This is a genomic window from Streptomyces sp. NPDC051976 (genome assembly GCF_040680795.1).
Classification (GTDB): Bacteria; Actinomycetota; Actinomycetes; order Streptomycetales; family Streptomycetaceae; genus Actinacidiphila.
On the sequence record NZ_JBFAXL010000009.1, the window covers coordinates 195,618 to 210,367 of the forward strand.

Consider the following 14,750-nt stretch of genomic DNA (forward strand, 5'->3'; position numbering starts at 1 on the left):
CACACGACTCAATGCATCTGATGCTCCCGGTGTTCCCCTCCATGCGTTCGCTCTGAGCGATCACCCTCCGCGGCTACGCTGGCGCCATGGCGCAGCACGTGGACGAGACCTTCCGGACCCCTGCCGACGACGACATGGAGCCCGTGACGGTCGACCGGCGGGAGGGGCCGTACGGGGAGGTGGTGCTGCGGCGGCGCGGCCGGCGGTTCGAGATCATCGCGAACGGCTGCTTCCTGATGGACACCTCCGACGGGCGCTCCGAGCGGCTGCTGGTGGACGCGGCGCTGGAGGCGCTGCCCGCGGACCGGACCGGGCTCTCGGTGCTGATCGGCGGCCTCGGGGTGGGCTTCTCGCTGGCGCGGGCCGCCGCCGAGCCGCGGTGGGCGCGGATCGCCGTGGTCGAGCGGGAGCGGGCGGTGATCGACTGGCACCGCGCCGGGCATCTGGCGCCCTTCTCCGAGGGCGCGCTGGACGACCCGCGGGTCGCGATCGTGCCCCGTGACCTGGTCGCGCACGTCCACGAGGCGGACGTGACGTACGACGCACTCTGCCTGGACATCGACAACGGCCCGGACTGGACGGTCACCGAGGACAACGGCGGTCTGTACGGTCCCGCCGGGCTCGCCGCGTGCCGTGAACGCCTCGCTCCCGGTGGGGTGCTGGCGGTCTGGTCGGCCCGGCCGTCGGCCGGTTTCGAGGACGCGCTGCGGGCCGCGGGGTTCACCTCGGTACGCACTCTGGAGGTCCGTGTGACACGTGGGGTTCCCGATGTCGTGCACCTGGCAATCAGGGCCGCATAGTCAGCGCCCCCACCTGCCCCGTAGGCTCCCCGTAACCATCACGACCTTGTGGGGCGGAATTGGACAGCACGCAGACGACGGGCACGCAGCGCCGGGTGCTGGTGGTCGAGGACGACCAGACGATAGCCGAGGCCATCTCGGCACGGCTGCAGGCCGAGGGATTCCAGTTGCGGACGGCGGGTGACGGGCCCTCCGCGGTGGAGGCGGCCCACTCCTGGCAGCCGGACCTGCTGGTCCTCGACATCATGCTGCCCGGGTACGACGGCCTGGAGGTCTGCCGCCGCGTACAGGCGGACCGCCCGGTGCCGGTACTGATGCTCACGGCACGCGACGACGAGACGGACATGCTCGTCGGGCTCGGCGTCGGCGCCGACGACTACATGACCAAGCCGTTTTCCATGCGCGAGCTGGCGGCCCGGGTGCACGTCCTGCTGCGCCGCGTGGAGCGCGCCAGCATCGCCGCGCACGACCCGCGCGGCGCCAGCATGCAGCTCGGCGACCTGGAGATCGACCACGCGCAGCGCCGGGTCCGGGTCCGGGGCGCCGACGTGCACCTGACGCCGACCGAGTTCGAGCTGCTGGTCTGCCTGGCGCAGCAGCCGCGCGCGGTGCTCTCCCGGGAGCAGCTGCTGGCCGAGGTCTGGGACTGGGCGGACGCCTCCGGCACCCGTACGGTCGACAGCCACGTCAAGGCGCTGCGCCGCAAGATCGGCGCGGAGCGGATCCGCACCGTGCACGGCGTCGGCTACGCGCTGGAGACCCCGGCGCCATGAGGCGCTGGTGGCGGCGCCAGTGGCTGCGGCTGTGGCGCGCCCTGCGGCCGTGGGACCCGTACCGCTCCATCAAGGCGGCGCTGCAGCTGCTGGTGATCGTCTCGGTGCTGATCACCACGCTGCTGGCGATCGTGGCCATCCACTCGGCCACCGAGCTGCGGATGATCACGATCTTCTCGATCATCGCCTCGCTGCTGATCACCCAGATCGTGGCCAACGGGCTGACCGCGCCGCTGCGCGAGATGACCGCGGTGGCGAGAGCGATGGCGGGCGGCGACTACAGCCGCCGGGTGACGCGGGTGCGCAGGGACGAGGTCGGCGAGCTGGCCGAGACCTTCAACCGGATGGCCGCCGACCTGGCCGCCTCCGACCGGCACCGCAAGGAGCTGGTGGCGAATGTCTCACATGAGCTGAAGACCCCCATCGCGGCGCTGCGTGCGGTGCTGGAGAACGTGGTGGACGGCGTCTCCGCCGCCGACCCGGAGACCATGCGGCTGGCCCTCCAGCAGACCGAGCGGCTGGGCAAGCTGGTCACCCAGCTGCTCGACCTGTCCCGGCTGGACAGCGGCGCGGTACGGCTGGACGCCAAGCGGTTCGAGGTGTGGCCCTATCTGTCGGCCGTGCTGAAGACGGCGAGCCTGGGCATGGAGAGCCCGCGGGTGACCGGCTCGCGGTCCAGGCCGCGCGCCGACGTCCACCTGCACCTCGATGTGTCACCCCCGGAACTGACGGCCTACGCGGACGGCGAGCGGCTGCACCAGGTGGTGGCGAACCTGGTCGACAACGCGGTCAAGCACAGCCCGCCGGGCGGCCGGGTCACCGTGCGGGCCCGCCGCGGCGCGGGCCCCGGCAGCCTCGACCTCGACGTGCGCGACGAGGGCCCGGGCATCCCCGAGGCCGACCGGGTCCGGGTCTTCGACCGCTTCCACCGCGGCTCCCAGCCCGGCGGCGACGGCGGTACGGGCCTGGGCCTGGCGATCGCCCGCTGGGCGGTGGACCTGCACGGCGGACGGATAGAAGTGGCCGAATCTCCCCGGGGCTGCCGGATCCATGTCACCCTTCCGGGCGTGCCGACGGCGCAACCTTGACCTAAGGTGGCGAGTGGTCCGAAGGGATGCACGAAGGGCGCAGTGGTACAGACCACCGCATCCGAACGGGCGGCTGCCCGCGCAACCCTCAAGAGGGACCGTTTTCCCGCCAGGAACACCACCGAAACCAGTCTTCTGGTGTGACATGCGCGACGTAAGGGCCCCGGGCCCCCCTCCACAGGTCCGGTAGGCGTAGCCTTTATTTCCGCTGTCCACCATCTTGTGAAGCGGAAGAGGGCGGTTGCCGCCGTGTCGCCACAGTCCCCCAATAGCTCTAGTGTCACGACCGACCACGAAGGGCAGGGCGAGGGCCCTGCAGCGGGTTTCGGCCCGAACGAGTGGCTGGTCGATGAGATCTACCAGCAGTACCTCCAGGATCCGAACTCGGTAGACCGAGCCTGGTGGGACTTCTTCGCCGACTACAAGCCGGACGGCTCGGCCGCTCCGGCCGCCGCGTCCGGCCAGGGCGGGGCGTCAGGCGCCGCAGCCCGCGCCACCGCCGCACCGGCGATTTCCGGCCAGCCGGGCACCATCCCGGCGCCGCAGCCCCCCGTGGCCGCCCCGCCGGCCGCCACTCCCGCGCCGGCCGCCCCCGCGGCACCGGCCGCGCCCGCCGCCGCGGCGCCCGCGCCGGCCGCCCCCGCGGCTCCCGCCACGCCCGCGCCGCCGGTCGCGCCCGTGGAGCACACCGCCCCGGCAGCGAAGCCCGCCGCCGCCCCGGCCGCCGAGCCCGTGACCGAGTACGTGACGCTGCGCGGCCCGTCCGCCGCCGTCGCGAAGAACATGAACGCCTCGCTGGAGCTGCCGACCGCCACGTCGGTCCGGGCGATCCCGGTGAAGCTGCTGTTCGACAACCGCATCGTCATCAACAACCACCTCAAGCGCGCCCGCGGCGGCAAGGTCTCCTTCACGCACCTGATCGGGTACGCGATGGTGCAGGCGCTCAAGGCGATGCCGGCGATGAACCACTCCTTCACCGAGAAGGACGGCAAGCCGACGCTGGTCAAGCCCGACCACGTCAACCTGGGCCTGGCCATCGACCTGGTGAAGCCCAACGGCGACCGCCAGCTCGTCGTCGCGGCCATCAAGAAGGCCGAGACGCTGAACTTCTTCGAGTTCTGGCAGGCCTACGAGGACATCGTCCGCCGCGCCCGCAACGGCAAGCTGACGATGGACGACTTCACCGGTGTGACCGCCTCGCTGACCAACCCCGGCGGCCTGGGCACCGTGCACTCCGTGCCGCGGCTGATGCCCGGCCAGTCGATGATCCTCGGCGTCGGCTCGATGGACTACCCCGCCGAGTTCCAGGGCACCTCGCAGGACACCCTGAACCGGCTGGGCATCTCCAAGGTCATGACGCTGACCAGCACCTACGACCACCGGGTGATCCAGGGCGCCGCCTCCGGCGAGTTCCTGCGGATCATGAACCAGCTGCTGCTCGGCGAGAACGACTTCTTCGACGACATCTTCGCGGCGCTGCGCATCCCGTACGAGCCGGTCCGCTGGCGCACGGACATCGACACCGCGCACGAGGACGACGTCACCAAGGCCGCGCGGGTCTTCGAGCTGATCCACTCCTACCGGGTCCGCGGCCACGTCATGGCCGACACCGACCCGCTGGAGTACCGCCAGCGCAAGCACCCCGACCTGGACGTGCTGGAGCACGGGCTGACCCTGTGGGACCTGGAGCGCGAGTTCGCGGTCGGCGGGTTCGCGGGCAAGTCCCTGATGAAGCTGCGCGACATCCTCGGTGTGCTGCGCGACTCGTACTGCCGCACCGTCGGCGTCGAGTTCATGCACATCCAGGACCCGAAGCAGCGCCGCTGGATCCAGGACCGGATCGAGCGCCCGCACGCCAAGCCGGAGCGCGAGGAGCAGCTGCGCATCCTGCGGCGGCTGAACGCGGCCGAGGCGTTCGAGACCTTCCTGCAGACGAAGTACGTCGGCCAGAAGCGCTTCTCGCTGGAGGGCGGCGAGTCCGTCATCCCGCTGCTGGACGCGGTCATCGACGCCGCCGCCGAGTCGCGTCTCGACGAGGCCGTCATCGGCATGGCCCACCGCGGCCGGCTCAACGTGCTGGCGAACATCGTCGGCAAGTCGTACGCCCAGATCTTCCGCGAGTTCGAGGGCAACCTCGACCCGAAGTCGATGCACGGCTCCGGCGACGTGAAGTACCACCTGGGCGCCGAGGGCACCTTCACCGGTCTGGACGGCGAGCAGATCAAGGTCTCGCTGGCCGCCAACCCCTCGCACCTGGAGGCGGTCGACCCGGTCGTCGAGGGCATCGCCCGCGCCAAGCAGGACATCATCAACAAGGCGGGCACCGACTTCACGGTGCTGCCGATCGCGCTGCACGGCGACGCGGCCTTCGCGGGCCAGGGCGTCGTCGCCGAGACGCTCAACATGTCGCAGCTGCGCGGCTACCGCACCGGCGGCACCCTGCACGTGGTGATCAACAACCAGGTCGGCTTCACCGCCGCCCCGGAGTCCGCGCGCTCGTCGATGTACTGCACCGACGTGGCCCGGATGATCGAGGCGCCGATCTTCCACGTCAACGGCGACGACCCGGAGGCCGTGGTCCGCGTGGCGCGACTGGCCTTCGAGTTCCGGCAGGCGTTCAACAAGGACGTCGTGATCGACCTGATCTGCTACCGCCGCCGCGGGCACAACGAGTCGGACAACCCGGCGTTCACCCAGCCGCTGATGTACGACCTGATCGACAAGAAGCGCTCGGTGCGCAAGCTCTACACCGAGTCGCTGATCGGCCGTGGCGACATCACCCTGGAAGAGGCCGAGCAGGCGCTGCAGGACTACCAGGGCCAGCTGGAGAAGGTCTTCACCGAGGTCCGCGAGGCCGCGTCCACCGCGGTGCCGTCGACCGACGAGACCGGTACGGCGCAGCAGGAGTTCCCGGTCGCGGTGCCCACCGCGGTGACCGCCGAGGTCGTCAAGCGGATCGCCGAGTCGCAGGTCAACATCCCCGACCACGTCACCGTCCACCCGCGGCTGCTGCCGCAGCTCCAGCGCCGCGCGGCGATGGTCGAGGACGGCACGATCGACTGGGGCATGGGCGAGACGCTGGCGATCGGTTCGCTGCTGCTGGACGGCACCCCCGTCCGGCTCGCGGGCCAGGACTCGCGCCGCGGCACCTTCGGCCAGCGGCACGCGGTGCTCATCGACCGGGAGACCGGCGAGGACTACACCCCGCTGCTCTACCTCTCCGAGGACCAGGCGCGCTACAACGTCTACGACTCGCTGCTCAGCGAGTACGCGGCGATGGGCTTCGAGTACGGCTACTCGCTGGCCCGCCCCGACGCGCTGGTGCTGTGGGAGGCGCAGTTCGGTGACTTCGTCAACGGCGCGCAGACCGTCGTCGACGAGTTCATCAGCTCCGCCGAGCAGAAGTGGGGCCAGACCTCCGGCGTCACCCTGCTGCTGCCGCACGGCTACGAGGGCCAGGGCCCGGACCACTCCTCGGCCCGGATCGAGCGCTTCCTGCAGCTGTGCGCGCAGAACAACATGACGGTCGCCATCCCGACCACCCCGGCCAACTACTTCCACCTGCTGCGCTGGCAGGTGCACAACCCGCACCACAAGCCGCTGATCGTCTTCACCCCGAAGTCGATGCTCCGGCTCAAGGCGGCGGCGTCGAAGGCCGAGGACTTCACCACCGGGCAGTTCCAGCCCGTGATCGGGGACACCACGGTGAACCCGGACGCGGTCCGCAAGGTGGTCTTCTGCTCCGGCAAGGTCTACTACGACCTCATCGCGGAGCGCGAGCAGCGCGGCGTCGAGGACGTGGCGTTCATCCGCATCGAGCGGCTGTACCCGCTGCCCGGCCTGGAGATCCAGACGGCGATCGCGCCGTACAGCAAGGCCCAGAAGTTCGTGTGGGCCCAGGCCGAGCCCGCCAACCAGGGTGCCTGGCCGTTCATCGCGCTCAACCTGATCGACCACCTGGACCTGCTGCTCGGCGCGGCCCCCGACAACGCGGACCGCCTGCGCCGGGTGTCCCGCCCGTCGTCGTCGTCCCCCGCGGTCGGCTCGGCCAAGCGGCACCAGGAGCAGCAGCAGGAGCTGATCGACGAGGTCTTCTCCATCTGACCTGTCGTCGACACCACACCAGTGGGTGGCCCGTGCCTTCCGGTACGGGCCACCCACTCTTGGTGTCAGGTACTGGTGGGCTCGAAGTCCCAGTGCGCCCCCTGCCGTGTGTCCTGGCAGGCGGTCGTCAACGGATGGTCGGCACCGAGGCGTTCGACCGCGCGGGCGGCGGTGCGCCGGGCGAGCTCCGCGGCCCGGGATTCCTCCCCGGCCAGGTGGTAGGCACCCGCCGCGTTCAGGGCGCAGGCCAGGGCCCACGGGTGGTCCGCGCCGACTGCCACGGTCATCGCGGCGAGGGCGTTCTCCAGGACGGCCTGTGACTCCTCCCGCTCCCCCGACGCGCGCAGCACCAGCCCGTGGTTGCCGAGGGCGCCGGCGGTGAACGGGTGCCGGTCGCCGAGCCGCTCGCGGTAGGTGGTGAGCACCTGGACGCCGAAACGGCGTGCCTCGTCGAGGTCGTATTCCCGTGCGGCGACGGAGCAGCCTGCCGTCACCATGGCGATCAGCGGATGGCTGTCGTCCAGGATGCGCACGCACCGCTCCCGTAGCCGGCCGAGCAGGGCTCCCGCGGTGGGATCGCCCATACGTAACAGGGACAGGGCGAGCTCGAGTTCGGCCCGGAGTGTCTGGGAGTGGTCGCTGCCCAGGGCGGAGCGATGCGCGCGGGTGTTCCGTGTGTGGACGGCGGCCGCCTCCTCGTAGCTGCCCAGCAGTCGCAGGCCCTCACCGCAGACTCGCTCGGACAGCAGGGTCCAGCGGTGTCCGGGACCGAGCAGTTCCCTCCGTGCCGCCAGCGTCGCACGGTCGAGGTCCAGGGCCTGGCGGTACCGGCCGAGCAGGCGCAGCGAAACCGCGTGGTTGTTCTGCGCGACCAGGGTGCGGGGGTCGCGCTCGCCGAAGGCCGTGCTGGAATCGGCGAGGACAGCCGCGGAGACCTCCTCGGCCTCGTCGTACCGCGCGAGCCCGCGCAGATCAGCGGCCAGGCCGGCGGCGGCGCGCAGTGTGTCGGGATGGCGCGCCCCATGCCGCGCGCGCAGGTGGGTGTGGGCGGCGCGATCCAGAGTCTCGGTGCTCGCGTGATCACCGCTGATCCGCAGGAGGTTGGCGTGCTCGTGGACCAGATCCCAGATCCGCGGGTGATCGTCGCCGCCGCGCGCCCGCCAGGCGTCGAGAGCCCGCCGGGACAACGCGAGACCCGAGGCGTGCTCGGCTGCGACGTAGAGGTACCGCAGACAGTCGAGGACGAGCTGTTCGACTGCGGGCTCGGCGCTGTCGAGGACGCCGTACGCGGAACACTGCCGGGCAAGTTCGGAGTAGAGCGGCCAGTTGGCGGTGTCGGCGGGCCGCCCGGGATTGGCCGCGGCCAGGGCCTGGTGCACCCGCGCGACCAAGGCGGGATACGCGTCGTGCGGTATCTCCGCGCGTACGGCTTGGTACACCAGTGGGTGCACGTGGATGCGCTCCCCGTCGTCCGATGCCGAGCCCGCCCCGGCCGGCTCCGTCTGGGCCACCGACCACTGGGCAAGGCTGCCGAGTACCTGTTCCCAGCCCTGCCGGTACCGCGCCACCTCCGGATCGCGGCGTAGCAAGTGCGCCGGCACCGGCCCCGGGGCGAACAGGACGCACAGCCGCAGCAGGTCGACCGCTTCCGGCTGGTCCTCGCGGAGCCTGTTCAGCAGGATCGAGAAGGCCGTGTAGTACGTCAGCTGGAAGTCGGCAGCGACCTTGAGACCGGGCCCCGCGTCGGCGCCGCGGCGCAGCAGTGCGATGTAGTCGTCGACCGTCATCGTCGAGTCGTTGAGCGCGCCCGCGTTCTGGGCCAGCGCGAGCGCGAGGTCGCCGAGCGCGTCCGCAAGCCTGTCGGCCTCGGCGTCGTCGAGCCAGGGAGCGCGGCGCCGCACAAAGGCAACGCTCTCGGCCCGGCTGAAGACAGGCACCTCGATCAGGGCGCTGTTGTGCTCGACCCACTCACGGGTCTGCGAGGTGATCAGTACGTGGCCCGGCCCCTCGGGCACCAGGTCGTGCACCTCCTCCGGCTGGTCGGCGCCGTCGAGCACCACCAGCCAGCGGTGGTACGGCTCCCCGCGCCGCAGCGCGTCACGCACCGCGCGCAACCGCTCGCCGTACTCACGGCCAGTGGCCAGGCCGAGGGCCGGGGCCAGGCCCGCCAGCTTCTCGCGCAGAGTGCCGCGATCGCCGGCGCGCACCCACCACACCACGTCGTACTCGGGGCCGTACCGGTAGACGTACTCGGTGGCGATCTGCGTCTTGCCGACTCCGGACAGGCCGTGCAACGTGGCGACAGCCGTGCCGGGTTCTGCTCGGACCAGCGCGCGGTGCACGGCCTGGAGCAGGTCGTCCCGGCCGGTGAAGCGGGTGTTACGGCGCGGCACGCCGCCCCAGACAGCGGGCTGCTCCAACGGGAAGCGTGGCCCTTGCGGCGTTCGAGCCCGGCCTCTGCGGGTCCGGGAGGCACGGATTCCCAGTCGGCCGAGCAGCCGCCGCTCGGCCTCGGCCTCGGCCAGGCCCCACAAATCGGCCGGGCCCAGCGCGGCGACGGCGGCGGGTAGCGCGGCGGGGGTGACGGAGACAGCGGCAAACCATGCGCCGCGGTCGCCCAGCACCGACCGCAGCGCCGTGTTCCACTCCTCCTCGCTGCGCTGCCCGAGCCGGAGGTACCACTCACTCAGCACGATCAGAACCCGGCCCTCGCCGAGGAGGAGGTCGCGCAGACCCTGCTCGACGGTACTGTCGGCCGGCGGGTCCCAGCGCTGGAGCACGACCCTGCGGCCTTGGCCCTCCAGCAGACTCGCGATCCACGCGGCCCAGGCCCGGTGGTAGCCCGCGAAGCTGATCGTCACGGGTGCGTCGGGGGCAGGATCGGGCCAGGGCACCGGAGCGGGGGCCGGGGGAAGCGCCGACGTCGCGGGAGTGCGGGCCGGGACGATCGTCACGCCGTCGCCGTCGCCGTCGGGCCAGTCCGCCCGGGCTGGGACCACCACGGAGCGCAGTTCGGCCCTGCGGATCGGTACACCCCAGTGGTTGGAGACGGTCAGCCGCAGCGCGGCGGGTCCGGCGGTCTGCCCCGCGGTGACGACGAACCGGGCGGCACCATATGTGCCGCCGAACCGGTGCAGGACGACACCGGGGTGGTCGAGCGCCTCGCAGACGAAGTGCGAGGCGCCGTCGAGGGTGATGCCGAAGGTGAACTCCTCCGCCTCGTAAGGCCATTCGTGAGGCTCGACTGGCCCCCGCAGGTCGACGGTGACCAGGTAGGCGTGCCCGGTCTCGGCCTCGCGAGGCCAGCTCACCACCGGCTCCACCCGAAGTCGCGGGTGTTCCCGCGTCATGGCGCACCCTCCTGCACGCGCCGGGTCAGCCGGAGCGTGGTCAGCGGATGGCCGTAGTACACGTACATGAACTGGTGCAGGAAGCGCAGGACTTGGCGCTGTCCCTCGTTGTCGACTGCCCCGTCGTCACGCATCGTGCGGGGCACCGGGACGGGCAGGTCCGCGGCGGCGCGGGCCCGGAAGTCGCGCAGCATGCGGGCGAGTGGACGCTCGGGCGTGCTGCGGGCGTGCTCCACCAGGTGAGCGAGCAGGGACCGCGCTTCCGTCTCCCCGACCTGACCACCGGTGGCGATGCATGCCCTCGCGCCCTTACGCAGGAAGAGCTCGGGGAAGCCGCGCAGCGCATCCTCGCCGCCGTCGCGGTTGTCCACGAGCCGGCCGGAGTCACACACGTTCAGCAGCACCAGCGTGTTCTGCCCGGCGAGCGCGGACATCATCGGCTCGTCCATCTCGTACCAGGTCAGCAGTCCCACGGTGAGGTCGTCCACGCCGTCGCCATAGGTGCCGTGGCAGCCCATATAGACCATGCCTGGCGGGCGGTCCACGCGGTCCAGGGCGGCGAGGAAGGCGCTCGTCTCCTCGTGGCGCTGATGGACGAAGTCGCGGAAGGCATCGGCGTCCTCGCGCATCGTGCCGTCGAAGTAGCCGATCACCTCGCCCGCGCACTCCGCGGGCCCCTCCAGGAGAGGCCGTTCGACCTCCCTGATGGTCGTCCAGCGGGCCGTGGGGACGAGCGCCCCGAGCCAGCCCGCGGGCAGGCCCGGTGATTCGGGCGGGCCCAGCCACAGCATCTCCCACGGAATGTCGTAGTCCGTGTCGTCCCACACGACCAGATGCAGTTCGTCGCCATAGCGCGCCCGCAGCGTGTTGAGCCACCGGACGAGCGGAAGCTGGCGACGGGACCAGCCCTGAACAGCCCGGTACACCTGGCTGGGGAAGGCGCCGTCGCGACGCACCCGGCCGAGACTGATCGTGAAGGGCCGCAGCTGAGGGCCGTCGCTGTACGGCAGTTCGTCGCCGCCGACCGCGCCGCTGAGCAGGAACGCCTGATTCCCCTCGCCGTCCCGCACCCGCTGCACCAGGAGTTTGGCCAGGCCCGGAGGCAGCCGCTCCTCCGGGTCGGCGGGGAGGGCTCCCAAGGTGGTTTCGGCGCTCGGCGTCGCCGCCTCGGGCGCGACGGCCTGCCGGGGCGCGGCCAGCGGTACCGGCCGGGGCGTGTGCGCCGCCGCGCCCGGTCCTTGCCTCGCGCCGGTCAGCCAGCGCGCGGTCCCCGACGCTCCGCCCTCACCCATGGACGGCGTCCTCCACCGCGGGTCCGGCCGCCACGATGCCACCGAGCGCGTCGGCCAGCGCGAACGGCAGGTCACCGTACGGCCGGGCGCCCGCGCCGATGCCGGGGTCGATGACGACGGTATGCAGCCGGGTCCTGCCCATCGCTCCCATCTGGGCGGCGGCCGCCAGCGCGTCGTCCACTCCGCGGCGGCCTACGGGTCCGGTGAACCGCCCGGTGAGGCTGGCCCGCAGCGGCACGTTGCCGCGACCGTCGGTGAGGACGACCAGCCACGCCTCGGTCAGCGCGGTCTGCTGCTGGAAGGCCCGCCGTACCAACTGGCCGGCCAGCAGGAGACCGTGGGCCAGCGGGGTGCTGCGGCCGGGGCGGCGTTGCAGCGCGGCGATGATCCTCGGGTCGAGCACGTTGCGGGCCTGGAAGGTCTCCGCTCGCAGCTCGCTCGGCGCATCGCGGCGGCCGACCTCGATGACCGCGGCGGCAGCACGCGCCGCGTACGCCCACTGGAGGTAGGGGGCGAGCGCGTCCTGCCGGTCGGCGCCCCGCGGGCAGGTGTGGTCGATGAGCAGGAAGAGCATCCGCTCGGGCTCGGCCGCCCGTGCGTGGCTGCGCAGGTCGGCGGCGGTGACGACCAGCGCGTGCGGGTGCCGACGGTCGGCCGACGGGCGGCGGCCGGGCAGCCGCCGGTTCTTGGCGGCCTCCACCAGGGTGGGCACCAGTGCCAGGTCCCGCAGGTCGGTGGCGCGCCGCACCCCGATCACCGGGCCGCGTTCCGCCTGCGACCGGGCGCCCTGTCGGCCGGCGCGGCGCAGTGAGGCGAACTCCCGCAGCGGCTCTGCCTGGTCCTCCGGGTACGGCGATCGGGAACCCTCGGGGCTCTGCGCGGCGAAGGCGTCGAGCACCTCGGCGGGATCGGGGGCAGGCAGCCGCGCGGTGCCGAGACCGTCCTCGGCCACCGACCGGTCTCGCGGACCGTCCGTGACAGCACGAGTGACCGGCGCAGGCGCATCGTCCGCTCCGTGCGCCGCATCCCCGGTCCATGGCGCGGTGGGCTCCGGTGCTGGGCCGGGTTCCGCGGCGCGCAGCCCGATGAGCCGGGCGGCCTCCTCCACATGGGTCGGCGCCGTGGCGGCAGCGCCGCCCAGCGCGGCGAGCGCACGGGCCAGCCTTGCCAGGGCGATCCCCCGGCGCTGACCGGCGCTGCCGGGACCGGGCTCGGCGGGGGCGGCGTACGGCGCCGCGAGTCCATCCGCCACCACGAGAACCTCGTCGAGTGCCTCGTCCGTGAGCGGCGGCAGTGCGCGGACACCACGCACCTCGGCGCGTACTGCCGACACGAGTCTGGCGGTCTCCGTCGCGGGCGGCAGCCGCAGGCCCGCCACATTGAGCCGCACCGCGAACCGGTCGAGGAGGTGCGGGGAGAGCTGCCCCACTTCGTCTCCGCGGCAGAAGGCCAGCCAGCGGGCCCGGGGACGCCACCGCTCACTCACGCCGTGCCTCTCCACCGACACGACGTCTGCGCCCACGAGTTGCACGGCGGCCCGCAGCCCGGGGAGGCCGAGCCGGGCCAGGTCGGGTACGACGACGGTGCGCGCCGGCGTGGCCGGGTCGCTCTCCACCAGCGGGCCCGGCCGGGACTGGACACTGATCGCGCCGTCCGCCGCCTGCAGCTGGATGCGCGACCAGATGTCGTCGTCCCTTGTGGCAGCGCCGAGCTGGACGCTCTCCGGACCGTCCTCGCCCGGGTCGTCCCGGCCCGGGTCCGCGCTGATCCGCGCGAAGAGGTCGGCCACCGGCCCGACGGCCGTCTGCGGGGCGTCGAAGAGCAGCACCGCCCCGAGCCGCGGCTCTGCCGCCACGCAGGCGAAGGCACGCAACAGCCGGTGGAGGTCTCCTCCCTCGTCCGTGCCGGTCATGAGAGGGCGTCGTCCAGAACGGCCAGGTCCGACTCGCTCCATTCGGCGGAGCTCCCGAACGCGGACTCGGGCCTTCGGTGCTGCAGGGCCATCGCGGCGATCTCCCGCACGTGCGTCGGCTCCACCCGGGCCGCGCCCCTCAGCGCGGCCATCGCGCGGGCGGCACGGGCCAGGACGACGTCGCCGCGGTGGCCCACCGCCTTCAGCTCGGCGGCGATCCGGATGCAGCGGGCCATCACATCCTCTGGCACCTCGACTTCGAACAGCCTCTCCCGGGCATGCTCCAGCCGCTCGCGCGAGGCGCGGTCGAGGGCCTGGCCCTCGGCGATCCAGCCGTCCGCGTCAGGTGCCGCCCCGCTCTCCTGAGCGTAGCCCTCCTCGTCGAACCGGAGCACCGCCCTGAGCATCGCGAGCCGGTCGTTCGCGCTCAGCGGCCCTGCGACGGCTATCAGCCCGAAACGGTCGAGGAGTTGGGGCCGCAGGCCGCCCTCCTCCGGGTTCATCGTGCCGACAAGCGCGAACCGCAGCCGCTTCTTCTTGTCGATACCCTCGCGCTGGACGGACAACTGCCCGGTGGACGCCACGTCGAGAATGATGTTGACCACGTGGTCGCTGAGCAGGTTCACCTCGTCGATGTAGAGGAGGCCGTCGTCATGGGCCGCTTCCAGCAGGCCCGGCTTCTCCTCGGTCAGACCGCGCATCAGCGCGTCCAGGTCCCAGCCGCCGAGTACCCGGTCGTCGGTGGCGTCGATGGGGAGCGTGACCGGCAGCCGATCCCTGATCATCAGTGAGAAGGCGCGCACCACGGTGGACTTGGCGGTGCCCGGCTGCCCGGTGATGAGGACACCACCGATGTCGGGTGCGACGTAGTTGAGTTCGAGTGCGAGCTTGACGTCGTCCTGGCCGACCACCCGGCTGTACGGCAGAACGGTGATGCCGGAGGTGTCCGTCACGCCCTGACCCCGGGCGTCCAGCGGAAGGTCACCTGTAACTGCGCCTCGGCGCCGGTCTGCACGAGCACCGCGCCAAGGGATGCGTCCATCTTGATGGCGAGCTGGACCTCGATCTCGTCGGGCCTGGCTCCGTCGGCGAGGGTGTCGAACCGGGTCGCGGCCTGCTCGGCGCAGCGCCGGGCCAGGTCGAGTCCATCGGCGTAGACGTCCCGGGCGATCTCGATGACGCGGGTGGCCGGATTGGCCCGGGTGTCGATCCCGTCGTACACGCCGGCGACGCCACCGCTAGTCCCGGTGCCGAGACCGCCGGGAGCCGGCGCATCGATCTGGACGTAGATCGGCGCCGCCCCGTCGAGGCCCCCACCGGGACCGCTCACTATGGTCATCTGTCCGTGCCCTCCCCTGCTCACGAGCCGTGCGTGATCCGGATTGTGCCGGTACGGCGCGGCCGGACGCCGTCATTCCGGCAGTCCGGCCG

9 protein-coding genes are annotated in these 14,750 nt (G+C 72.1%); 4 read left to right on the forward strand and 5 right to left on the reverse strand.

The window, feature by feature from the left end; translation table 11 throughout:
* The first annotated feature begins 86 nt into the window (after nt 1–86).
* The 4 genes from AB0M29_RS13245 to AB0M29_RS13260 all read left to right on the forward strand — a co-directional run bounded on the left by AB0M29_RS13245 (nt 87) and on the right by AB0M29_RS13260 (nt 6,765).
* On the forward strand, nt 87–800 hold the full coding sequence (locus AB0M29_RS13245) for a spermidine synthase (protein ID WP_365382332.1): 714 nt from the start codon (nt 87–89) through the stop codon (nt 798–800).
* A gap of 59 nt (nt 801–859) precedes the next feature.
* Entirely contained in the window at nt 860–1,573 is a 714-nt protein-coding gene (locus AB0M29_RS13250) for a response regulator transcription factor (protein WP_365382333.1), read from the forward strand.
* On the forward strand, nt 1,570–2,661 hold the full coding sequence (locus AB0M29_RS13255) for an ATP-binding protein (protein WP_365382334.1): 1,092 nt from the start codon (nt 1,570–1,572) through the stop codon (nt 2,659–2,661). The genes AB0M29_RS13250 and AB0M29_RS13255 overlap by 4 nt, the downstream gene beginning before the upstream one ends.
* A gap of 249 nt (nt 2,662–2,910) precedes the next feature.
* Nucleotides 2,911–6,765, forward strand: coding sequence for a multifunctional oxoglutarate decarboxylase/oxoglutarate dehydrogenase thiamine pyrophosphate-binding subunit/dihydrolipoyllysine-residue succinyltransferase subunit (locus AB0M29_RS13260; protein WP_365382335.1), 3,855 nt, complete (start codon nt 2,911–2,913; stop codon nt 6,763–6,765).
* Between the two features lie 65 nt (nt 6,766–6,830).
* Here AB0M29_RS13260 and fxsT read toward each other — a convergent pair whose 3' ends face one another.
* The 5 genes from fxsT to AB0M29_RS13285 are packed head-to-tail and all read right to left on the reverse strand — an operon-like array spanning nt 6,831 to nt 14,658.
* Complete coding sequence (gene fxsT / locus AB0M29_RS13265; protein ID WP_365382336.1) at nt 6,831–10,115, reverse strand: FxSxx-COOH system tetratricopeptide repeat protein; 3,285 nt, start codon at nt 10,113–10,115, stop codon at nt 6,831–6,833.
* On the reverse strand, nt 10,112–11,407 hold the full coding sequence (locus AB0M29_RS13270) for a CHAT domain-containing protein (protein WP_365382337.1): 1,296 nt from the start codon (nt 11,405–11,407) through the stop codon (nt 10,112–10,114). The genes fxsT and AB0M29_RS13270 overlap by 4 nt, the downstream gene beginning before the upstream one ends.
* The gene (locus AB0M29_RS13275; RefSeq protein ID WP_365382338.1) at nt 11,400–13,319 is read right to left on the reverse strand and encodes a magnesium chelatase; all 1,920 of its coding nucleotides are present in this window, start codon (nt 13,317–13,319) and stop codon (nt 11,400–11,402) included. Before AB0M29_RS13275 ends, AB0M29_RS13270 begins: the two co-directional genes overlap by 8 nt.
* Nucleotides 13,316–14,272, reverse strand: coding sequence for an AAA family ATPase (locus AB0M29_RS13280; RefSeq protein ID WP_365382339.1), 957 nt, complete (start codon nt 14,270–14,272; stop codon nt 13,316–13,318). Before AB0M29_RS13280 ends, AB0M29_RS13275 begins: the two co-directional genes overlap by 4 nt.
* The gene (locus tag AB0M29_RS13285) at nt 14,269–14,658 is read right to left on the reverse strand and encodes a CU044_2847 family protein (protein ID WP_365382340.1); all 390 of its coding nucleotides are present in this window, start codon (nt 14,656–14,658) and stop codon (nt 14,269–14,271) included. The genes AB0M29_RS13280 and AB0M29_RS13285 overlap by 4 nt, the downstream gene beginning before the upstream one ends.
* Nucleotides 14,659–14,750 lie beyond the last annotated feature (92 nt).

Bases quoted from the DNA above. Each gene is read 5' to 3' on its own strand.
- AB0M29_RS13275 (WP_365382338.1), bottom strand. From the start codon at position 13,319: ATGACCGGCACGGACGAGGGAGGAGACCTCCACCGGCTGTTGCGTGCC.
- AB0M29_RS13245 (WP_365382332.1), top strand. From the start codon at position 87: ATGGCGCAGCACGTGGACGAGACCTTCCGGACCCCTGCCGACGACGAC.
- AB0M29_RS13255 (WP_365382334.1), top strand. From the start codon at position 1,570: ATGAGGCGCTGGTGGCGGCGCCAGTGGCTGCGGCTGTGGCGCGCCCTG.
- AB0M29_RS13285 (WP_365382340.1), bottom strand. From the start codon at position 14,658: ATGACCATAGTGAGCGGTCCCGGTGGGGGCCTCGACGGGGCGGCGCCG.
- AB0M29_RS13270 (WP_365382337.1), bottom strand. From the start codon at position 11,407: ATGGGTGAGGGCGGAGCGTCGGGGACCGCGCGCTGGCTGACCGGCGCG.
- fxsT (WP_365382336.1), bottom strand. From the start codon at position 10,115: ATGACGCGGGAACACCCGCGACTTCGGGTGGAGCCGGTGGTGAGCTGG.